Annotated in this window: 22 protein-coding genes; 9 read left to right on the forward strand and 13 right to left on the reverse strand. The window is 73.4% G+C overall.

Going from position 1 to position 20,916, the window contains the following annotated elements; translation table 11 throughout:
• Positions 1-5: 5 nt before the first annotated feature.
• From HD594_RS16725 to HD594_RS16750, 6 genes are all read right to left on the reverse strand, one after another.
• Positions 6-185: a hypothetical protein gene (locus HD594_RS16725; protein WP_184752238.1), complete on the reverse strand. Its 180-nt coding sequence runs from the start codon at positions 183-185 to the stop codon at positions 6-8.
• Positions 186-263: 78 nt separating this feature from the next.
• The gene (locus HD594_RS16730; RefSeq protein ID WP_184752240.1) at positions 264-3,284 is read right to left on the reverse strand and encodes an AAA family ATPase; all 3,021 of its coding nucleotides are present in this window, start codon (positions 3,282-3,284) and stop codon (positions 264-266) included.
• A complete protein-coding gene (locus tag HD594_RS16735; RefSeq protein WP_184752242.1) occupies positions 3,281-4,435 on the reverse strand; it encodes an exonuclease SbcCD subunit D in 1,155 nt (384 codons plus the stop codon). Before HD594_RS16735 ends, HD594_RS16730 begins: the two co-directional genes overlap by 4 nt.
• Before the next feature lie 56 nt (positions 4,436-4,491).
• Entirely contained in the window at positions 4,492-4,917 is a 426-nt protein-coding gene (locus tag HD594_RS16740; protein WP_221447089.1) for a DUF1622 domain-containing protein, read from the reverse strand.
• A gap of 15 nt (positions 4,918-4,932) precedes the next feature.
• Positions 4,933-5,334 (reverse strand): PNPOx family protein, encoded by a 402-nt coding sequence (locus tag HD594_RS16745; RefSeq protein WP_184752246.1) that lies wholly within the window; start codon positions 5,332-5,334, stop codon positions 4,933-4,935.
• Positions 5,335-5,344: 10 nt separating this feature from the next.
• Positions 5,345-5,593 (reverse strand): GNAT family N-acetyltransferase, encoded by a 249-nt coding sequence (locus HD594_RS16750; protein WP_184752994.1) that lies wholly within the window; start codon positions 5,591-5,593, stop codon positions 5,345-5,347.
• A gap of 569 nt (positions 5,594-6,162) precedes the next feature.
• Here HD594_RS16750 and HD594_RS16755 point away from each other — a divergent pair.
• The 3 genes from HD594_RS16755 to HD594_RS16765 all read left to right on the forward strand — a co-directional run bounded on the left by HD594_RS16755 (position 6,163) and on the right by HD594_RS16765 (position 8,432).
• On the forward strand, positions 6,163-6,930 hold the full coding sequence (locus HD594_RS16755) for a winged helix-turn-helix domain-containing protein (RefSeq protein ID WP_184752247.1): 768 nt from the start codon (positions 6,163-6,165) through the stop codon (positions 6,928-6,930).
• An 80-nt stretch (positions 6,931-7,010) separates the two neighbouring features.
• Positions 7,011-8,003, forward strand: coding sequence for a DNA-3-methyladenine glycosylase family protein (locus HD594_RS16760; RefSeq protein ID WP_184752249.1), 993 nt, complete (start codon positions 7,011-7,013; stop codon positions 8,001-8,003).
• Positions 8,004-8,054: 51 nt separating this feature from the next.
• Entirely contained in the window at positions 8,055-8,432 is a 378-nt protein-coding gene (locus HD594_RS16765; protein ID WP_184752251.1) for a SpoIIAA family protein, read from the forward strand.
• 38 nt (positions 8,433-8,470) lie between these two features.
• Here HD594_RS16765 and HD594_RS16770 read toward each other — a convergent pair whose 3' ends face one another.
• Entirely contained in the window at positions 8,471-9,388 is a 918-nt protein-coding gene (locus tag HD594_RS16770) for an aldo/keto reductase (RefSeq protein WP_184752253.1), read from the reverse strand.
• A gap of 74 nt (positions 9,389-9,462) precedes the next feature.
• Between HD594_RS16770 and HD594_RS16775 the strand changes: the two genes are divergently transcribed.
• The 3 genes from HD594_RS16775 to HD594_RS16785 are packed head-to-tail and all read left to right on the forward strand — an operon-like array spanning position 9,463 to position 10,783.
• The gene (locus tag HD594_RS16775; RefSeq protein ID WP_184752255.1) at positions 9,463-9,687 is read left to right on the forward strand and encodes a hypothetical protein; all 225 of its coding nucleotides are present in this window, start codon (positions 9,463-9,465) and stop codon (positions 9,685-9,687) included.
• 60 nt (positions 9,688-9,747) lie between these two features.
• Complete coding sequence (locus tag HD594_RS16780; RefSeq protein ID WP_309297720.1) at positions 9,748-9,948, forward strand: DUF1918 domain-containing protein; 201 nt, start codon at positions 9,748-9,750, stop codon at positions 9,946-9,948.
• A gap of 43 nt (positions 9,949-9,991) precedes the next feature.
• Positions 9,992-10,783 (forward strand): siderophore-interacting protein, encoded by a 792-nt coding sequence (locus HD594_RS16785; protein ID WP_184752257.1) that lies wholly within the window; start codon positions 9,992-9,994, stop codon positions 10,781-10,783.
• A 27-nt stretch (positions 10,784-10,810) separates the two neighbouring features.
• Here HD594_RS16785 and HD594_RS16790 read toward each other — a convergent pair whose 3' ends face one another.
• Positions 10,811-11,545, reverse strand: coding sequence for an NRDE family protein (locus HD594_RS16790; RefSeq protein ID WP_184752259.1), 735 nt, complete (start codon positions 11,543-11,545; stop codon positions 10,811-10,813).
• 47 nt (positions 11,546-11,592) lie between these two features.
• On the opposite strand from HD594_RS16790, the gene coaBC reads away from it, so the two are divergent.
• A complete protein-coding gene (coaBC, locus tag HD594_RS16795; protein WP_184752261.1) occupies positions 11,593-12,807 on the forward strand; it encodes a bifunctional phosphopantothenoylcysteine decarboxylase/phosphopantothenate--cysteine ligase CoaBC in 1,215 nt (404 codons plus the stop codon).
• 6 nt (positions 12,808-12,813) lie between these two features.
• Here the strand turns inward: coaBC and HD594_RS16800 are convergent, their stop codons facing one another.
• Together HD594_RS16800 and sigJ are read right to left on the reverse strand one after the other, a co-directional pair.
• Entirely contained in the window at positions 12,814-14,907 is a 2,094-nt protein-coding gene (locus HD594_RS16800; protein ID WP_184752262.1) for a S9 family peptidase, read from the reverse strand.
• 42 nt (positions 14,908-14,949) lie between these two features.
• The gene (sigJ, locus tag HD594_RS16805) at positions 14,950-15,831 is read right to left on the reverse strand and encodes an RNA polymerase sigma factor SigJ (RefSeq protein WP_184752264.1); all 882 of its coding nucleotides are present in this window, start codon (positions 15,829-15,831) and stop codon (positions 14,950-14,952) included.
• A gap of 114 nt (positions 15,832-15,945) precedes the next feature.
• On the opposite strand from sigJ, the gene HD594_RS16810 reads away from it, so the two are divergent.
• Complete coding sequence (locus HD594_RS16810) at positions 15,946-16,737, forward strand: SDR family oxidoreductase (RefSeq protein WP_184752266.1); 792 nt, start codon at positions 15,946-15,948, stop codon at positions 16,735-16,737.
• A 21-nt stretch (positions 16,738-16,758) separates the two neighbouring features.
• Here HD594_RS16810 and HD594_RS16815 read toward each other — a convergent pair whose 3' ends face one another.
• The 3 genes from HD594_RS16815 to HD594_RS16825 all read right to left on the reverse strand — a co-directional run bounded on the left by HD594_RS16815 (position 16,759) and on the right by HD594_RS16825 (position 19,690).
• Positions 16,759-17,592, reverse strand: coding sequence for an aldo/keto reductase (locus HD594_RS16815; RefSeq protein ID WP_184752268.1), 834 nt, complete (start codon positions 17,590-17,592; stop codon positions 16,759-16,761).
• Positions 17,593-17,715: 123 nt separating this feature from the next.
• The gene (locus HD594_RS16820) at positions 17,716-18,972 is read right to left on the reverse strand and encodes a cation:proton antiporter (protein WP_221446655.1); all 1,257 of its coding nucleotides are present in this window, start codon (positions 18,970-18,972) and stop codon (positions 17,716-17,718) included.
• 97 nt (positions 18,973-19,069) lie between these two features.
• The gene (locus tag HD594_RS16825; RefSeq protein WP_184752272.1) at positions 19,070-19,690 is read right to left on the reverse strand and encodes a TetR/AcrR family transcriptional regulator; all 621 of its coding nucleotides are present in this window, start codon (positions 19,688-19,690) and stop codon (positions 19,070-19,072) included.
• Positions 19,691-19,768: 78 nt separating this feature from the next.
• Here HD594_RS16825 and HD594_RS16830 point away from each other — a divergent pair, with 78 nt between their 5' ends.
• Positions 19,769-20,797 carry an agmatine deiminase family protein gene (locus tag HD594_RS16830; protein WP_184752274.1) on the forward strand — a complete coding sequence of 343 codons (1,029 nt, stop codon included), beginning with the start codon at positions 19,769-19,771 and terminating at the stop codon, positions 20,795-20,797.
• The last annotated feature ends 119 nt before the right edge of the window (positions 20,798-20,916 follow it).

The following is a 20,916-nucleotide window of genomic DNA, read 5'->3' on the forward strand; positions in this document are numbered from 1 at the left end:
GGACCTCAGTTCTCGGAACGCGAGAAAGCGCTGCGCAGCAGCAGATAGACGCCGAGGGCGACCGCGGCGACGACCGCGAGCTTCACGACGAACCACAGCACCGAGAAGATCACGTCGACCAGCACCCACGCGATCACGATCGCCAGGGCGACGGCCAGGACGGTCCACAGAGTGCTCTTGGTCATTGCTCCAGCGTACGCGGTCGCCGAGGGGCCGGGCCGTCGCGGCCCGTCATCGGAGCGCGGGACCGGTGCCCTGCCCGCTCACACGTAGGCGGGGGCGTCGTGGCGGATGACGCTCGGACCCTCAGGCGTGGCTTCGACGAGCAGCTGAGCGGGGAGCTGCTCCTTCATCGCGGCGACATGGCTGATGAGTCCGACCGTGCGGCCGCCCGCGCGAAGCTCGTCGAGGGTGCGCATCGCGAGGTCGAGGGTGTCCTCGTCGAGCGATCCGAAGCCCTCGTCGATGAAGAGCGTGTCGAGGCGCACGCCGCCCGCGCGGGCAGTCACGACCTCGGCGAGGCCCAGGGCGAGCGCGAGCGAGGCCAAGAACGTCTCGCCGCCCGACAGCGACTGCGCGGGGCGCGCGTGACCGGTGTGCGCGTCCATGATCTCGAGCCCGAGACCGGAGGCGGCTCCACGTGCGGCGAGCGCGTCGGTGTGCTGCAGGCTGTACCGGCCGGCCGACATGTCCGACAGGCGCACGTTCGCGGCCTCGACGATCTCTTCGAGCTCGGCGGCCAGCACGAACGACTCCAGCGTCATGCGGTGCGTGTTCGGTGCGCGTCCCGCGACGGTGTTGGCCAGCCGCGCGATGATCGCGGCGTCCTCGGCGAGGGCGCCGACCTTCTCGTGAGCGCGGTCGGCACGTGCGACGAGCCCCGCGACCGTCCCGGCGACCTGGGTCGCGTGCGCGGCGGCGTCGACGGCGCTGCTCCACGCGTCGCGGGCCGCCGCCAGAGCCTCCCGCGTCGCCGTCAGGTCGATCGGCGCGTCGGATTCGCCGGCGAGTTCGAGTTCGAGTTCGCGCAGCCGGTCGCGCTCGGCGCGCACCGCCGCCTCGTACTCGCGAATGCCCTGATCCAGCGCCGCGCGGGCCGCGGCGTCGCGCAGCGCCGCCGTCGCGGCGGCGGCATCGGCGAAGTCGGTGTCGGCGATGCGGGCGTCGCGGTCTCGCGCCGCCGCGAGCGCCGCACCCTCGGCCGCGATGCGCGCGGCGACGGCGTCGGCGAGAGCCAGCGAGGCGGCGCGACGACGCTCGGCGTCAGCGATCCGGTCGGCGACGGTGGCGAAGGGGCCGCGCGCCTCGTCGACGGCTCGGCGGTCGCGTTCGGCCCGGGCCGTGCTCACCGCGAGCGACTCCCGCAGTCGCTGGAGCTCGTCCATGACGCGCTCGCGCTCGTCGCGGGCCGTCGCCTCGAGCGCGACCAGCTCGGCTCGTTCCGCGGTCAGCCGCTCCACGGTGCGGGCGGCGCTGTCGGCGTCCTCGACGGCCTGCACGACGGCCGCGAGCCGTTCCGCGAGTTCGCCCTCGGACAGGTCGCCCGCGCGAGCGCGGGCCGTCGCGTGCTCCTCGCGTGCGCTGCGCGCGGAGTCGCCGGCGGTCTGCTCCGCCGCGGCGGCGGCATCGCGCGCCGCTTCGGCGGCGGCCACCTCGTCGTCGCCGACCGCGTCGTCGGAGCGGACCGCGGGATGCGGATGCTCGGCGGCGCCGCACACCGGACACGGCTCGCCATCGGCGAGGTTCTCGGCGAGCTCCCCCGCGAAGCCGGCGAGTCGCCGTCGCAGCAGCTCGGTCACGGCGCTGCGCGCCGCGTCGTGACGCGTCGAGGCTTCCAGATAGGCGGCCTCGGCCGCCTGCGTCCGCGCGGCGAGCGCCGCTGCCTGTCGCGCCGCCTCACGTCGCGCGGTGAGGTCGTCACGCTGGGCGATCAGCCCCTCACCGGCCACAGCGGCGGCGCGCGCCGCCGTCAGGCGCTCGTCCAGGGTGTCGCGCTTGGCCGGGACCTCGGCCACCGCTGCGGCGATCGCCGCCAGTCCCGTCTCGTGCTCGGCGATCGATCGCGCCGTGGCGTCGATGTCGTTCTGGAGCCGAGCCAGGTCCTTCTCGCGGTCGAGCATGCTCGTCCACAGGGCGAGGTGCCCGGTGAGCTCGTCCACCCGCGACCGCAGGGTCTCGACGTCGTCGGGATCGGCGACGGGCTCGTCGTCGAGCAGCGCGAAGTCCTCGCGTGCGCGGTCGACGCGCCGGATCGCCGCGCGGACGTCGGCATCCGCGCGCTCCGCCGCCTCGATCGGCGCGCGCAGGACCTCGGCGGCGCCGGCGCGGGCGAACACGATGCGGTCCCGCTCGATGTCCTCGGCGCGGGATTCGAGCGCGTCGAGCGTCTCGCGTGACCGGATCCGCCGCAGCTGGCGCTCGTGCAGCTCCTTCGCCTTCGCGTGCGCGTCGTCGGCGGTGCGGTGAGCGGCATCGGCGTGGTCGCGCTCGCGCGCGAGCGTCTCGGCCCGATACGCGGCACGCTGCGCGCCGACGCGGGCGGCCGCGAGTCGGGTCGGCGCGTCCGCCGCGGCCTCGTCGGCTTCGGCGACCTCCTGCGGCGCGCCGAGGCCGTCGGCCCCGAGCGCCCGCTCGACCTCGTCGAGCAGAAGCGCGACCCCCTCGCCGGCGGCCTCGAGGGAGCGCTCGGACTCCCGACGGCGCTCGTCGAGGGCGCTCTGATAGTCCTCGTAGGTGCGCGTGCCGAACAGGCGCCGCAGCAGCTTCTGACGCTCGTCGCTGCGGGCGAGCAGGAACTGGGCGAACCGGTTCTGGGCGAGCAGGATCACCTGCAGGAACTGCTGCTGGTTCAGCCCGAGCACATCGTCGAGCTCGAGCCCCACGGCACGCGCGCCGCTCGCGCGACCGATCCAGACGCCGTCGACGCGCTCGTCGAGCTGCGCCTCGGCGGCGACCGTGGTCGTGCCGGTGCCGCGGCGCTTGGCGCGGTCGTACTCGGGCGAACGCGTGACCCGCCACCGGCGTCCGCCGGTGGTGAACTCGACCGACACCTCGGTCGGCTCGTCGGGGGTGCAGTGGTCGCTGCGCAGCCGTTTCTCGGACCCGTCGTAGCGCGGGACCCCGCCGTACAGTGCGAAGCAGACGCCGTCGAGCACGCTCGACTTGCCGGCCCCGGTGCGGCCGGCGATCAGGAAGATCCCGTCGTCGGCGAACGCATCGAAGTCGACCTCCTGGCGGGACCGGAACGGGCCGAATCCCTCGAGGGTGAGCCGGTGCAGCCTCATGCCTTCGCCTCCGCGACCACGCGCTCGCCGATCACGTCGCGGATGATCTCGGCCTCGCGGTCGGTCGCCCCCTCGCCGTCGCGCACGTGAACGAGGAACGAGTCGATCAGCTCGGCATCGGACCGCGCGGCGCGCACGCGACGCGCGTAGCTCAGACCGTCCCCGGCACGGGCGCCCTCGGGCTGGTGCATCACGGTGGCGCAGTGAGGGAAGCGCACCAGCAGACGCCGCATCGGGTCGGGCTGCGGCGTCGGATCGGTGTACTGGGCGCACACCCACTCGCCCTCGGCGGACTCGAAGCGCGCGTCGGCGAGCAGCTCGTCGAGCGTGCCGCGGACGGTCGTGAGCGCGCGCGGAATCGGAAGATCCAGCCACTCCACCGCCGCCAGCCCCTCGGCGTCGAGATCGACCAGCCAGGATCCGCGCGGCTTGTCGGCCTCGCCGAAGCTGTAGTGCAGCGGCGCCCCGGCGTACCGCACGCGGTCGGACAGCCGCTGGCGCCCGTGGATGTGGCCGAGGGCGACGTAGTCGGGGCCGTCGAACGCCGACAGCGGGACGACGTCGAGCGTGCCCTGGCGGATCTCGCGCTCGACGCCCGGCGTCGCCTCGACGCCGGCGGCGAAGCAGTGCGACACCGCGACCGATCGGCCGCCGCGCTCGGCGAGATCGGCGCGCACGAGCCCCATCGCGTGCTCGATCACCTGGTGCTGCGTGCGCAGCGGCACGTCCTCCCACAGGTGACGCACGAGGGCCGGCTCGAGGTACGGCAGCGGGTAGAAGTGGACGGGCCCGTGTGCGTCCGTGATCGTGATGGGCGTGCCCACGGTGAGCGGATCGGTCACGACGTGCACGCCCTCGCGCAGCAGGTCGGCCTGGAAGCCGAGGCGGGCGGCGTTGTCGTGGTTGCCGCTGGTGACGATGACCTGGGCGCCGGCATCCGCCATCGCGCGCAGCGCGCCGGTGAGCACGGGATAGCAGGCCGCCGACGGGGCCGCCGAGTCGAACACGTCGCCCGCGACCACCACGACGTCGACGGCGTGGTCGCGCACCTGGCGAACCAGCTCGTCGAGCACGCCAGACAGCGCATGGAGCGTGGAATGGCCGTGGAACGACCGCCCGATGTGCCAGTCCGAGGTGTGCAGGATCCGCATGCCTTCACGGTAGGCGGGCCCTGCGACATCGCGTCCGAGGCTGGCCGCGGACCGCCTCAACCGCGCGCGGCCGACTCCCCGTCTCTCTGAGACGCGCGCCGATCGCGCGCGACGGCCTCGCCGAGCATCTGGCCTCCGCTCGTCAGCAGCGCGCGCTTCCACGGCACCACGCCGCTGATCTCGATCTGGATCGACATCGACAGGATGGTCCGTATCAGGACGATGATGCCCAGGATGACGGCATCCTCGATCGAGGGCTTCGAGGTGATCGTGCGGATCAGATCGGCCGCGACGAGCACTTCGAGCCCCAGCAGGATCCCCGCCCCGAGTGTGGTGCGCAGCACCACGAACGCCTCCCCTCCCCCGTCCCCCCGGCTGAGCGAGCGAAGGGAGAGGATGACGGCGATCACGAAGCCCACGACCATCGCGAGCGCCCCGACGGCCTCGAAGCCGATCGCGACGGCGGTGAAGGCGTCCTCCATGTCCACGACGCCAGGCTAGTCCGGGGCCGGGTCGGTCGTCAGCATCCGGAACTCCCGGCGCCGCAGGAGCTTCAGGATGACCGACGCCGGCGGGCCGAACGCACGCAGCCCTTGGTCGACCGAGCACGGGCCGACCTCGACGACGCGGTACTCACGCCGGCGGTGCAGCACGACGCTCCCGCCGTGGAGGGTGTTGCGGTACCAGTTCACCTCCGGTCCGTAGGTGAGCTCGGCGACGAAGCCCCCGGGCGCTCGCGCCAGGATCAGCGGGGCTTCGAAGGTGCGGCCGCTCTTTCGCCCGATCGTGCGGATGATCGAGAAGGGGCCGTGCCCCCACCGGGCGAGAGCGCGCGTGACGTGGTTGAGCGAGTGATTGACGAAGGCGAGCCACGCGCGCTTCGCGCCGCCCATCGCCATCGCCTGCCGCCTACGCGCTCCGGCGGCGGTGCAGCAGCGTCTCGTGGCCCGGGTTCGCCGCGAACCAGTCGGCGACGTACCAGCACACCGGGATCACGGTGCGGTCGCCGCGCTCCTCGAGCTCGGCGATGACGCGCCCGACGAGTTCGCCGGCGTAGCCGTGGCCGCGGAACGTCGGCACCGTGTACGCCCGCGTGAGGGCGAGGGAGCGGCCGTCGTCGCGGTAGTCCAGGATGCTGACGCGCGCGTCGCCGTGCATCAGCGCATAGCGGGATGCATCGGGTTCGTGCACGAGCGTGAATTCGGCCACGTCGACAGGCTAACCCCGGCGCGACCCGGCGCGGGCCGCCGCGCCCACGCTGTGGGAGATCGCTCAGGGAGCGGCACGCGGGCGCAGGGCGCGCGATACCGGGTCTCAGTCGATCCGATTGAGCAATCTGTCACATTCCGTCACGCGCCGAACCGCCGGATCGAGCGATTTGACTCACTGCGACGCAGTCCGTCATAATCGGCCGCATGACGAAAATCGCGCGTTCTCTGTCCGCCTGGGAGGCGAACGGGACTGCCGGCATGATGATGGCCGGCCGCGTTGTCATGTGTTGTCGAATGTGCCACTAGCACGGTGACCCCCGCCGGACTCGTGCGCAGAGGCTGATCAGCCCGAGCGTCCACCTGAGCGAGTCCCCCGAAGAACCGGATCCGCGCGTCGACCACGCTCGCCCGCTCCCTTCGAGCCCGCCCCGTGAGACCGGGGCCAGAAAGCAGCACCTCCCGAACCCTTTCCGGGCCGAGAAGGCCAGGGTTCACACTCCCACTAGGACCATCATCATGTCGAACACCGCCCTCCTCGAGCGCCCCAACCACCTCCGCGCCGTGGCCGCCCCGGCGCCGACCCTCCGCGCTGTGCCGCAGCCGGCCGCGCCCGCCGAAGCCCCGGCGCCCCAGGCTCCCGCCGCCGACGTCCCCCGCTCCGCCAACGCGCTGCCCCCGGGCACCGCCCCGCGCGGCTTCGGACTGTACGTCGGCCTCGACGAGGCCAAGGCCGCCGCCGCGGGCGTCTCGCTGGGCGTCCTCGTCGACGCGCTCCGCCGCACGATCGCCGAGCTCGCGCCCGAGGCCGAGACCTACGCCACCGTCGCCCTCGCGCCCGTCGGCGCCGGCGGCCGCGACGTCGACGTCGTCCGCCGCGCGCTGCACGAGCCGTCCACGATCGCCCGCGCGAAGGAGGACGAGCCCGAGGACGAGGACCGCGCACCGCGCGGCGTCATCGTCGACATCTCGCGCAAGCGCGTCCTCATCGACAGCGAGTCCGCCGCGCTGACCTACAAGGAGTTCGAGCTGCTGCAGTACCTCGTCCTGCGCGAGGGCCGCACGATCGAGCGCACCGAGCTGGTCGGATCGCTGTGGCAGGGCGCCACCGACGAGGAGGTCCCGGGCGAGCGCACGATCGACGTGCACGTGCGGCGCCTGCGCGCCAAGCTCGGCCGCTACGAGGACATCGTCCGTACCGTGCGCGGCGTCGGCTACCGCTTCGACCGTCACGCCGACGTGCAGATCCGCTACGGCCACGGCACCCCCTCCCCCGACCGCTTCTGACCCCTCCCCCCTTCCCGGCGGGAATCGCGGACCGCGGAGCATGAGGGACGGATGTCGCGGCGCGCGCGTAGGGTGAGCGCATGGAGGTCGCGCAGCGCCTGAGGGCGCCCGAGGGGACGAGGACGGATGTCGCGCGCGACCCGCGACCGGATCACGGGCGGCCGCTCGAGACGGAATACCGCCCGCGGCGCCCGCTCGACCTGCGGCGCACCGTGCTGTTCCAGCGGCGGGGGCGGAACGACCCGACGATGGCGGCGACCGCGTCGGTGATCTGGCGCGCGAGCCGCACTCCGCACGGCGTGGCGACGCTCGCGCTGCGCGAGACGCACCCCGGCGTGGTCCGCGGCGCGGCGTGGGGGCCGGGCGCCGAGTGGGCGCTGGACCAGCTGCCGGCCCTGTGCGGCTCGGCCGACGATCCGGCCGGGTTCGAGGCCGACCGGCATCCGCTCATCGCCGACGCGCACCGACGCCATCCGGGGCTGCGGCTCAGCCGCACGGGCCTCGTCTTCGATGCCCTCGCCGTGGCGATATTCGAGCAGAAGATCACGGGCATGCAGGCGTTCGCCGCGTGGCGACGCATCGTCACGTGGCACGGCGAGCGCGCACCCGGCCCGACGCCCGTGCCGCTGTTCGCGCCGCCCACGGTCGACGGCTGGCGGCGCATCCCGTCGTGGGTGTGGCATCGCGCGGGGCTCGAGCCGCCGCAGGCGAAGACCGTCGTGCGGGCGGCTGCCCGCGGCGCCTCGCTCGTGCGGGCCGTCCACCGCGCCCAGGACGGCGAAGCCGTCGACCGCGCGCTCATCAGCCAGCCCGGTGTCGGCCCGTGGACGTCGGCCGAGACGCGCATCCGCGCCCTCGGCGACCCGGACGCGGTGAGCGTCGGCGACTTCCACCTCGCCCACGAGGTCGGGTACGCCCTGACCGGCTCCCGCACCGACGACGACGGGATGCTGGAGCTGCTCGCACCGTGGGCGGGGCACCGGCAGCGCGTCATCCGGCTCATCGGCGCGAGCGGCGTGAGCGAGCCCCGACGCGCGCCGCGACTGCACCCCGAGGACCACCGCGACCGCTGACACGCAGGCGAAGGGCTGGACGCCCGACCCCCGGCGCGCCAGGATGGCCCCATGATCGAGCAGCTTCCGGACCTGCCCGATGGCGTTCTCGGATTCCGCGCCGTCGGCGAGGTCACGTCGGACGACTACCGCCAGGTGATGGATCCCGCGATCGACGCCGTCGTGGCCGCGGACGGCAAGGTCAACATCGTGTTCGTCCTCGGCGACGACTTCGAGCGGTACACGCTCGGGGGCATGTGGCAGGACGCCGAGCTCGAGCGCGAGCCGCGCCAGGCATGGGGACGGATCGCCCTCGTGACCGACCATGCGCTCATCGCCGAGATCGTGCACGGCCTCGCGTTCCTCTTCCCGGGCGAGGTGCGGTTCTTCCCCACCAGCGGCGAGCGCGACGCCATCGACTGGGCCGCGGCCGGACCCGCGGAGGACTGAGCCCACCGGCCGGCGCGGTCAGCGCCCCCGGACGGTCGTCACTCGAACTCGCTGTCGTCGATCGGCGACGGCGCGGGGCCGAGGTCCTCGAGTTCGTGCCACAGCTCCACCGGGATCTCGGTCGCGAGCAGAGCGTCGAGCTCGGCGACCCGGCGCGCGTTGGTGACGCCCACGATCGTGGAGTCGATGAACGGTCCGCGCAGCGAGAAGTGCAGCGCCGCCGCCGTGAGCGACACCCCGGCTTCGGCGCACACGCGCTCGGCCCGCCGGGTCCACTCGAGCAGGTCGCCGGCGGCGGGCTGATAGTGGTACATCGCGCCGTCGGTGGCTCCGGCCGCGAGCAGGCCCGACCCGAACGGGGCGGCGTTGAACACGAGCATGCCCCGGCGGCGCGCGTTGGCGAACAGCGGCTCCGCCGAGCGATCCACGAGCGTGTAGCGGTTGTGGACCAGCACGGCGTCGAAGACGTCGGTGTCGACGTACCGGCGGACCATCGGCACCGGCCCGGCGGCGATCCCGATCGCATCGACCGCCCCCGAGTCGCGCAGTTCGACCATCGCCTCGATCGCACCGCCCGGCCCGTCCGCCACGTCGAACGAGACGGTGTACGGGTCGTGCAGGTGCAGCAGCCCGACGCGGTCGATGCCGAGGCGCGCGAGGCTCTCCTCGTGCGAGCGCAGCACGCGGTCGCGATCGAAGGCGCCGGTGGCGGGGTCGCGGTCGACCTTGGTGACGACGCGGCGTGCGGAGTCCCCGCCGCGCTGGGCGATCGCGAGGCCGAGCACCTGCTCGCTGCGCCCGTCGGCGTAGTTGTTCGACGTGTCGATGAGCGCGTGGCCGCTGTCGAAGAGCGCGGTCGCACCGGCGACGGCATCCGCCTCCTCCGGGCTTCCCGGCGCGGTGCCCCGCCCGAGCGCGGAGGTGCCCAGCGTGACCGGGCTGAGGTCGATGAGCATGCGGTTCCCCTCGGCGGTTCGACTCCACCCTACGGATCCGCACGCGCGGGCGGTACGGCGCGTACGCTGGTGCCATGAGCGACTCGAAGGGCGGATGGACCCGCGGGCACACGGGCTGGGCGTTCGGCACGGCGCTGCTGTTCACCCTCGGCATCCTGTTCGGGCTGATCTGGGGCAACGTGTGGTTCGGTCTCATCATCGCCGCCGCGGTCTCGATCGGCTGGCTGATCGCCTACGAGTCGTCCCGCGGCCGCAGCGTCGGCATCTACGACCGCGACGACGACGGCGCCCAGCTCTGACCCGCCCTCGCCCTATCGCGCCGCCCGGCCGCGTCGTATGGTGGCGATCAGGAGGTGAGGATGATGCATGCCAGCGTCGGCGACCGCGTGATCATCCACGGCCGCACCGTCGGAGCCGCCGAGAAGACCGGCGAGGTCATCGGCATCCGGAAGGACTCTGATCCGCCCCTGCTCGTCGTCCGCTACGACGACGGCCACGAGGCGATCCTGGCGCCCGGGAGCGACTGCGAGATCCGGCACGCGGACAGCGCGTCCGCGTAGCCCCGAGGCGCCCACCCGCGTCAGGTTAGGCTAACCTCATTTCATGACCACGCCGACCGCCGCCGCGACCCACGACGACTTCCGCCTCGAGCGGCGCATGCTCGAGCTGCGGTTCCGCCGTGTCCGGCTCGCCGCGCGCGAGTTCCTCACACCCGGCTACGTCCGCATCCGCCTCGAAGGCGACGAGCTGCACGGCTTCCAGTCGCTCGGGGCCGACGACCACATCCGCATGTTCTTCCCCGACGGCGACGTCGACTCCGTCGAGCAGCTGCGCGCCGCCCCGAGCCGCGAGTACACGCCGCTGGAGTGGGGCGACGGCTGGCTCGACCTCGAGTTCGCGATCCACGGCGACGAAGGCGTCGCCGCTCCCTGGGCGGCGACCGCACCGCTGGGCTCGCCCGCGGGCGTCGGCGGCCCGCGAGGCTCGAAGGTGCTCGTCGGGCGGCCCGACGCGTGGTTCCTCGCCGGCGACGAGACGGCGGTCCCCGCGATCCGCCGGTGGGTGGGGCTGATGGATCCCGACGCCGTGGGCCGCGTCCTCGTCGAGGTGCCCGACCGGGCGCACGAACTGCTCATCGCGGCTCCGGCCGGCGTGGTGGTCGAGCAGGTGCACCGCCACATGCGACCGTCCGGTGCCGCCCTCATCGACCGGATCGAGACCCTCGGCGCCGCCGACCGGCCGGATGGCTCGGTCTTCGGCTTCGTCGCCGCCGAGCACGCGATCGTCAAGCCCGCCCGGGCGCTCCTGCTCGATCGCTGGGGTCTCGACCTCGACCACATCGCCGTGCGCGGCTACTGGAAGCGCGGCGAGACGGAGTACCACGCTCCCCACTGACACGCGGGCCCGGGTCACTCCAGCTGGTCACTCCAGCACGAGGGTGTTCCAGCGTCCCGGCTCGGCGAGCTCGCCGTAGGCGAGGTCGACCTCTCCGGCGCCGACGGATGCCGCGCACACCAGCAGCGACAGCGTCGGGAAGCCGTGCGCGCGATTGTCGCGGATGATCGCCCGGTCGTCGTCGGGACTCATCCGGCGGCTGCGCTCGTCGAGCAGCCGCATCCACGGGCGCCACCACGCATCCGGACCGCTCGCGGGCGCATCCGGGTCGGGCGCCTCGGCACGGAACGCGTCGAGCCACGCGCCGATGCGCGCCGTGCCCGGATCGTCCAGGTCGTCGTGCGCGATCATGTGGATCCCCGTCGGCACCGGCACGTCGCGCCGGGCGAGCCCGTCCCACGTGATGACGCGACTGCCGCCCGCGCCGACCTGGACGAGGTTGAAGCCGCGCGTCGGCGGAGGGTCTGCGGGTTCGACGCCGGCGACGGCGTCGAGCACCACTCCCCCACGCGAGACGACCTCGTCGTCCGCGCGATCCGACAGGTCGATGCGGTTGAGCAGCACCGCCAGGCGCGACGGCGCGGGGTCGGCGGCGAGCCAGGCTCCCCCGGCGCGCACGTCCCGGATGCCGACGACTTCCGGATGCGTGTCGGGCCACCACCGGCCCGGAGCGTTCCACGGGCGCGCCGGATCCTCGTCGCGCACCGCGAGCATCCTGACCGGCCCGCCGCCGTCGGGCACCTGGAGGATCACGGTGCACATGTCGGGCTCCTCTCCTGGTCGTCGCGCGGTCGTGGGAAGATCGTGGGGTGTTCGTGGTCGTGGGAGTCAGCGGCGGGATCGCCGCGTACAAGACCGTGCAGCTGGTGAGGCTGCTCGTCCAGGCCGGCCACGACGTCCATGTCGTCCCCACCGACGATGCCGTGCGGTTCGTCGGACTGCCCACATGGGAGTCGATCAGCCGGAACCCCGTGACGACGTCGGTCCACGACGACGTCCCCACGGTCCGCCACGTCGCCCTGGGGCAGGCGGCCGAGCTGGTCATCGTGGCGCCGGCCACGGCGAACACCCTCGCCAAGATGGCCGCAGGTCTCGCCGACGACCTCCTGGGCACCACCCTACTGGCCACCACGGCACCGGTCGCCGTGGCGCCCGCGATGCACACCGAGATGTGGCTGCACCCCGCCACGCAGGCGAACGTGCAGACGCTGCGCGACCGCGGCGTCGAGATCATCGGCCCCGAGGACGGGCCCCTCACCGGCGGTGACGTGGGACCCGGCCGCATGACCGAGCCCGACGACGTCTTCGCGCGCGCCCTCGCCCTCGTGGAGCGACCGCGCGATCTCGCCGGCGTGCGCGTCGTCGTCAGCGCCGGCGGCACGCGCGAGCCGATCGATCCGGTGCGCTACCTCGGCAACCGCTCCAGCGGCCGGCAGGGTGTCGCGGTGGCGCTCGCCGCCGCCGACCGCGGCGCGCGGGTCACGCTCGTGGCCGCGCATCTCGACAGCGGCATCGGCGACCCGGCCGTGCGGCATCCGCTCATCGACGTCGTGCCCGCGGGCACGGCCGCCGAACTGGGTGCGGCCGTGACCGGCGCCTCGACCGACGCGGACGTCATCGTCATGGCCGCCGCCGTGGCCGACTATCGCGTCGCCGATGTGTCGGACCGCAAGCTCGCCAAAGAGGATGCCGCCGGCCCCGGGCTGACGCTCGAGCTCGTCCAGAACGACGACATCCTCGCGGGGCTCGTCGACGCCCGCCGCGCGGGACAGACGATCGTCGGCTTCGCCGCCGAGACCCCCGCCGAGGGCGAGGATCTCGTCGAGCGCGGCATCCGCAAGCGCCGGCGCAAGGGCGTCGACCTGCTGGCCGTCAACGAAGTCGGCTGGACGACCGGCTTCGAGACCGCCGACAACACCCTCGTCGTGATCGACGCCGCCGATGCCGTCGTCGCCCGCGCCTCGGGGTCGAAGCGCGAGGTGGCCGACGCCCTCTGGGACGCCATCGTCGCCGCCCGCGCCTGAGCGCGCTCAGCCGAGCAGCCGCGGACGCACCCAGTCCGCGCCGAGCACGTGCTGGTCGAGGAAGGCGAACACGGTCTCGTACCAGACCTTCGCGTGCTGGGGCTTCAGGATCCAGTGGTTCTCGTCCGGGTAGTACAGGAACCGGTGCGCCATGGTCCCGTCCTCTGCCGCATGGTGCTCGGCGAGGTCGCTCCACAGCCGCAGCGCCTCGCCGACGGGCACGCGGTAGTCCTTGTCGCCGTGGATGACCAGGAGCGGGGTGCGGATGCTCTCGACGTGGCGGTGCGGCGAGTGCTCGATCATCGCCTCGGGCGTGAAGATGCGCTGCCAGTAGACGGAGTGATCGGTCGTCCCCTGGAACTGGTCGAGCGCCCACAGGCTCGCGTGCGTCACGATCGCCCGGAACCGGTCCGTGTGTCCGGCGACCCAGTTGGCCATGTAGCCGCCGAACGAGCCGCCCATCGCGGCGGTGCGGGTCTCGTCGATGTCGGGGCGAGCCTCGACGGCATCCGTGATCGCCAGGAGGTCGGTGTACGGCTCGGCGCCCCACGCGTTCCAGCCTCGCGCGATGTGGTCGAGGCCGTAGCCGGTCGACAGGCCCGGGTCGGGCAGCAGCACCGCGTACCCGCGGGCGACGGCGAGCGCGGGGTTCCAGCGCCAGCTCCACGCGTTCCAGCTGGCGACGGGGCCGCCGTGGATCCACAGCAGCAGCGGAGCGGGGATGTCGGCGGACGCGCCTTCGGGGAGCATCAGCCAACCGCGCACGCGCGCGCCGTCGGCTGCCGTCGCCTCGACATCGACGATGGTGCCGGGGACGTCCGGCAGGGGCGCGGGGCTCGCCAGCGGCGTGACGGCGCCGTCGGGCGCGATGCGCACGGGATGGGGCGGCGCGATGTACGAGGAGCGGAGCGCGACGTACCCGCCGCCGGCACGGTCGACGCCGACGTGCGTATACGTGAAGTCGTCGTGTGTGAGCTGCTCGGGCTCGCCGCCGTCCAGCGGCAGGCGGAAGACCGGACCGCGGCCGTCCTGATCCGCGGTCGCGATGAGGGCGGTGTCGTCCGCGGCGAACGCGAGCGAGGTCGCCCACCGGTCCCACGCCGGGGCGATGCGGCGAGCGCCGGCGCCGTCGAGCGCGGACACCCACACCTCTTCGTCGGAGGGTCCGGCCGGGGTGCTGCGGGCCGCACGGCCGAAGGCCAGGACCGTGCCGTCGTGGCTGATGACCGGCGAGCCGATGTCGAAGCCCGGTTCGTCGAACAGCGTCGTCCGCTCACCGGTGGCGGTGTCGATCGCGACGAGCACGCTGCGGCCGCCGCGCTCCTCGGGTTGCGTGATCGCGGCGATGAGCGTTCGCCCGTCCGGGGTCAGGGCGGCCTCGGCGTTGTCGACGGAGCGACCCGGCTGGGGGGTGAGGTCGATCGGCCGCGGCAGCGTCGGCGGGTAGGGCGACGGGTCGGCGGAGTCGTCCTCGCCGCCGGCATCCGTCGCCGTGTCCTCCGGTGCGGGGATCGTGTCGGCGAAGCCGGCAAGGTCGAGGCCCAGCAGATGCGGCTGCGCGGGACCCAGGTCGTGGTCCCAGTAGCGGATGGGGTAGGTCTCGTGCAGCATCGCGGCGACCTTGGCCTCTTTGCGCTTCGTGCGCAGCGCCGCGTCGGCTTCGACGGAGTCGGCCGACGGGAGCAGGGATGCCGCCACGACGACCTGACCGCTCTGCTCGGCGACCGCCGCGATGCCGTCCACGCCGCCCGCAAGCCGCGTCACCGGGCGTGCCTCGCCGCCGGTGGCGGGGAGCTGCCACAGCTGCGCCGACTCGTCCGTGGCGTCGCCCTCGGCATCCGCGCGCGCCGACACGAACAGCACGTCGCCCGCCGGCGTGAACGCGGCGCCGGCCTCGCCCTTCGCCGATCGCGTCAGGCGCCGGGGTGCGCCCGAGCCGTCGGCGGGGACGGTCCACAGTGCGCGCTCGTAGCCGGTGCCGTCCTTCTTCAGGGTGGCGACGGTGAGGACGGCGCGGGAGCCGTCGGGTGAGAGCGCCAGCGCCTCGACGCGGGGAAGGGCGAAGCAGTCGTCGAGCGAGTCGAAGGGGGTGTCGGACATGGCCTCCACGCTAACCCGGCGTGGCCGCGCGCTGGGACGCGGTCACTCCCAGGCGGTGAGCTTGTCGGGGTTGCGCATGATCCACACGTCGGTGACGGCCGCGTCCGCCACGCCGACGGTGATGACGGCCTCGACGATCCCGGCGTCGTGCACGATGAAGCCGAGGCCGTCGGCCGTCTGGATCGGCGACATCGTCGCCTCGGGCCGCTGGCGGATGAGACCGAGGAGGAAGCGGCCGACGTCGTCGGCCCCGCGCACCGGGCGGCGCGCCGCCGACACCTTGCCGCCGCCGTCCGAGCGCAGCTCGACGTCGGGGGCGAGCACCGTCGTGAGGGCGTCCAGGTCGCCCGTCGCGCACGCGTCCGCGAACGCCGCGACCAGCTGATCGTGCAGAGCTCTCGACGCGCGACGAGCGCGACCGTCCCGGACGTGCCGGCGCGCGGCGGTGGCGAGCTGCCGGCACGCCGCCGGCGTCCGGCCGACGGCCTCGGCGACCTCGTCGAACGGCATCCCGAACACGTCGTGCAGCACGAACACGACCCGCTGCGCCGGCGTGAGCGCCTCGAGCACGATCAGCAGTGCCGTGCTCACCGAGTCGTCGAGGGTGACGCGGTCGAGCGGATCGGGCGGCGCTGCGGCCGCCACCGGCGACGCCGCCGGCACCGGTTCGGGGAGCCATTCCCCCACGTACTGCTCGCGTCGCACGCGGGCGCTGCCGAGGACGTCGAGGCACACGCGGCTCGCGACGCGCGTCAGCCAGGCCGCCGGATTCTCGACCGCGGCACGCTCGTCCTCGGACAGCCGGTACCAGCGCACGTAGGTCTCCTGCACGGCGTCCTCGGCATCGGCCACCGTTCCGAGCATGCGGTAGGCCAGCGCCATCAGACCGCTGCGCTCCCCGGCGAGATCGGACAGAACCTCCATCGGGCACCCCCTCACAGAGACGACGACGATCGGGGCCCGATTGTGAGCCTGCTCACATTCTGCCGCGCCGCGTCGTCGATGAGGCAGGACGCGGGACACGAGGAAGGACCCATCATGAGGATCGCGATCACCGGCGGCACCGGCACACTCGGCCGCCACATCGTCCGGGCCGTGCGGGCGCGCGGAGACGATCCGGTCGTGCTCGCGCGGGCGACGGGCGTCGACCTGACCACGGGTGCGGGCCTGGATGCCGCCCTGGACGGCGTCGACGCCGTCATCGACGCCGTCAATGTCATGACCCTGTCGGCCGAGGAGACCACGCGCTTCTTCGCGGCGACGACCGCGAACCTCGCGGCCGCGGCAGGGCGGCAGGATGTGGCCCATCTGGTGGTGCCGTCGATCGTCGGCATCGACCGGGCTCCGCGCGGCTACTACGTCGGCAAGCTCGCGCACGAGAAGGCGGTGCGCGAGTCCGGCGTGCCGTGGACGATCCAGCGGCTCACGCAGTTCCACGAGTTCGCCGGACAGATCTTCGCGGCCGCATCGGCGGGCCCGTTCCACGTCGCGCCGCGCGCGCGGGTGCAGCCGGTGGCGGCGGAGACGGCCGCGGAGAGGCTGGCGGCGCTCGCCGCCGGCCCCGCCGCCGGACGCGTGCGCGACGTCGCAGGGCCGCGCGAGGAGAGGCTCGACGACATGGTGCGCGCCTACGCACGGCACATCGGCCACCGCGGCTGGATGCCCGGCGTGAGCCTTCCGGGCGGCCAGATGAGGGCGATGCGGGCCGGGCTCGTGCTGCCCGACGACACCGCCGAGCGCACGGGGCCCGCGTTCGCGGACTGGCTCTCGGCGCTGCCGCCGCAGGCCGAGGGCTCGCGCGGTCCCGTGCCCTCCTCGGCGCGGGAGTGAGAGCCCCGACCGGGGCCGGGCCTACATCTCCTCGTGCGTGAGCGGGTCGGCGCCCCACAGGCGGCCGCGCTCGAGGCGCGAGATCGCCGTGATGTGGTCGTGGGTGAGCGAGAAGTCGAACACGTCGGCGTTCTCGCGCTGGCGGTCGGGGTCGGCCGACTTCGGGATCGGCGTGGTGCCGAGCTCCACGTGCCAGCGGAGCACCAGCTGGGTCGGCGTCACCCCGTAGGTCTCGGCGAGGTCGGCGATGAGCGGCTCGTTCAGCAGCTCGCTGCGGCGTGCGAGCGGGCTCCAGCTCTCGGTGCGGATGCCGTGGGCGGCGTGGAAGGCGCGCAGCGCCGCCTGCGGGAAGTACGGATGCAGCTCGACCTGGTTGACCGCCGGCACGACGCCCGTCTCGCCTTCGAGTCGCGTGATCATGTCCTCGGTGAAGTTCGACACGCCGATCGACCGGACGAGGCCCTGGTCGCGCGCCTCGATCATGCCGCGCCACGTGTCGACCCACTTGCCGACGCTCGGGTTCGGCCAGTGGATGAGCTGAAGGTCGATGCGGTCCAGGCCCAGCCGCTCGAGCGAGCCGCGGATGCTGGTGATCGCCTCGTCGTAGCCGTGTTCGCGACCGGGGATCTTCGAGGTCACCAGCAGCTCGTCGCGGTCGATGCCGCTGCGGCGGACCGCCTCGCCGACCTCGGTCTCGTTCTGGTAGTTCACAGCGGTGTCGAGGAGCCGGTAGCCCGAGTCGATCGCGGCGACGATGGCGGCGACGCCCTCGTCGCCGCGGAGGTTGTAGGTGCCGAGCCCGAGCTCGGGGAAGCGGATGCCGTCGTTGAGGGTCACGGTGGGGATCGTCAGCATGTCTCCATCCTGGCCCTGCCGCCTCCCCTGCGGGGCGGGATTGCGCGAGCGACGGCATCCCGCTACCGATCTCCCTCGTCGCCGCGTGCGGCCTCCCACGAGCCGACCCGGTGCGCGCCGCCCCTACGGGTCGACCGGGCGCTGCGCCTCGCCGCGGTGGGCCAGGACGTCGCGGTGGCCGTCGAGCCAGTGCGCGTATCGAGCCGTCAGCCACGGGGCCGACAGCCCGTGCGCGATGATGCTGAGGACGACGACGACGGTCGCGGCGTCCGTGATCAGGGGCGCCTCGGCGAGCCCCGATTCGTCGACGATCGTCAACGCGAACACGATGGTCGCGAGCCCCCGTGGACCGAACCAGCCGGCGAACAGGGTGGTGGGCGCCGACGCGCCGCTTCCCAGCAGCGACAAGGCGACCGGCAGCATCCGCACGACCGTGAGGCTGAGCACGGCGTAGAGCGCGATCCAGACGTCGAGGTCGGCGAGCGCCGGGCCCACCATGACCGCGCCGAACAGCAGGAAGGTCGCGGCGCTGAGCATCGTGCCGACGCGCTCGTCGAGGTGGATCCATGTCACCGCGCGAGGCCCGACGCCGCGGCCGTAGACGATGCCGGCGACGAAGGCCGCGATGAACCCGCTGCCACCCAGCTCGTTCGTCGCGGAGTAGGTGAGCAGTGCTGCGGCGACCGCGACGATCATCGCCCAGTCGTCGCTCATCCACCCACGGCGGTCGGCGAGGCGGACGATCCCCACCACCGCGAGGCCGAGGACCACGCCCACGGCGAGCGCGATCGAGAGCTCCCGCACGAGATCGAGCAGGATCTGGCCCTCGAACGCCGGAGCCTCCTCGACCTCGGCGAACGCGACCGCCGTGACGAGGATCGGCACGCAGATGCCGTCGTTGAGCCCGCTCTCGGCGTTGAGCCCCTGGCGCAGCATCGTGGGCAGGCGCTTGTCCGACACCACCGTCTGCCCGAGCGCCGCATCGGTCGGCGCGAGCATGACCGCGAGGGCGAGGGCGGCGAACACCGACAGTTCGGGGAACAGCGGCATCGCGAGCAGCGCCCCGAGCAGGATCGTCAGCGGCAGCGCGATCAGCAGCAGGCGCGCCGGGAGGGAGGTCTGCCGCATGAGGCGGCGGGAGTCGATGGAGGCGGCGTCCGAGAACAGCACGAGGGTGAGCGACAGTTCGGCGATGACCCGCAGACCGGCCGACCCGATCGACGGCTCCCACACGCCGAGCGCCGTTGTCCCCAGCAGCAGCCCCACGCCGGTGAACACCATGGCGGGCGTGATCGGCGTTCCCGCGAGGCGCTTGGAGAACGGCGCGAACGCGATCAGCGCCCCCAGGATGATGACGAGTCCCCAGCCCTCCACGTTCACTGTTGTATTCCAGTGCGGCGGGTGTGCGCCACCCGCGAGCGCTGATCGGTCGTCATCGCCCGCGCTCGGTCCTCGGCTGCGGCGGGGTGGGAGCAGGTCAGGTCGTGCGGCGCAGCGCGCCCGGCTCGGCCTCGACGAGTGCTTCGGCGGCGCGCGCGACGCGGCCCGCGAAAGCCGACGCATCCGCTCCCCGCGCCAGCGACTGGGCGTTGATGCCGTCGATCATGCCGAGCAGCTGCCATGCCACCTCGCCGGGCTCGCGCGTCGCGAACGCGCCCGTCCGGCATCCGTCGGCGATGAGGTCCTGGACGAGGTCCTGCCAGCGGGCCATCTCGGCGCGGACGGTCTCGGCGAGCACGGGGCTCCGGCGCGCCATCGCCCAGCCCTCGACCCACACGACGGTGAGGTCGTCCCGGTCGCCGGCGACGAGGGTGTCGATGAGCAGGCGCAGGCGCGCGGCGGGATCGGACTCCCCCGCGAGCGTCGCCGCGACCTCGCGCAGCTCGACGTCGACGAGGTCGCGGTAGACCTGGGCGACCAGGTCCTCCATGGGCTGATAGTGCGCGACGAGCCCCGTCGCGACGCCCGCGCGCTGTGCGACGGCCCGCTGCGTGAGGGCGCCCAGCCCCGCTTCGCGGGCGAGGCCGGTGGCCGCCGCGACGATCTCGGCGGACCGTTCGTGCGGCGTCTTGCGGGTGCGCGCCCGAGTGGTTGACATCGATCCCCTCCGGTCACTACCGTAGTCGTTATTGATCGCATGATCAATAGACCTCGAACCCCGTGACCGGAGCTCCCGATGACCTGGATGATGCCGCCCGAGTGGGCGCCGCACGACCGCCTGTGGATGGCCTTCCCCCGCGTGGGGCAGACCCTCGGCGACGATCCCGCCTCCGCCGACGAGGCCCGCGACACGTGGGCCGCCGTCGCCAACGCCGCCGTCGGGTTCGAGCCGGTCACGATGGTCGTCGACCCCTCCGCGGTCGGGGAGGCCCGCGCGCGCCTGTCCTCCGAGGTCGAGCTCGTCGAGGCGCCGCTGGACGACTTCTGGATGCGCGACATCGGCCCGACGTTCGTGATCGACGAGGCGGGCGGCCTCGGGGCGGTCGACTGGACCTTCAACGGCTGGGGCGCGAACGCGTGGGCGACCTGGACGCGCGACGACCGCATCGCGTCGTTCGTCGGCGAGCGGGCCGGTGCGCGCCACCTGGTGTCGGCGCTCGTGAACGAGGGCGGCGGCATCCACGTCGACGGCGAGGGCACGGTGCTGGTGACCGAGACGGTGCAGCTCGATCCGCGTCGCAACCCGTACGCGACGAAGGAGCGCGTCGAGCAGGAGCTCGAGCGCACGATCGGCGCGACGCACGCGATCTGGCTGCCGAAGGGCCTGTGGCGCGACTACGCCGGCTGGGGCACGCGCGGACACGTCGACATGGTCGCGACGTTCGCGAAGCCCGGCACCGTCCTGCTGCACTGGCAGGACGACCCCGCCCACCCCGACTACGCCGTGTCGCGCGAGCTCCGCTCCGTGCTGGAGAACGCCACGGATGCCGCCGGCCGCTCGCTCGAGATCATCGAGCTGCCGGCCCCGGCCGCGCTTCGCGATGAGGAGAACTTCGTCGACTACAGCTACGTCAACCACGTCGTGGTCAACGACGGCGTCATCGCGTGCGGCTACGGCGAGCTCGAGGCCGACGAGCGCGCCGCAGCGATCCTGCGCGAGGCCTACGGGCGCGACGTCGTGACGATCGACGCCCGCCCGATCCTCGCGCGGGGCGGCGGCATCCACTGCATCACGCAGCAGCAGCCGACGGCGGGCGCGCGATGAGCGGCGGCTTCCGCGTCCCGCCGGCGCGCCGCACCGGTACCGAACGGCGGGGATCCTGCGCGACACGCGGGGTTCCGGCATCCGTCACCCGGCGTGTCCGGCACGATCCCCGCCGTTCC

Origin of the sequence: Microbacterium thalassium (genome assembly GCF_014208045.1) — a bacterium.
Classification (GTDB): Bacteria; Actinomycetota; Actinomycetes; order Actinomycetales; family Microbacteriaceae; genus Microbacterium; species Microbacterium thalassium.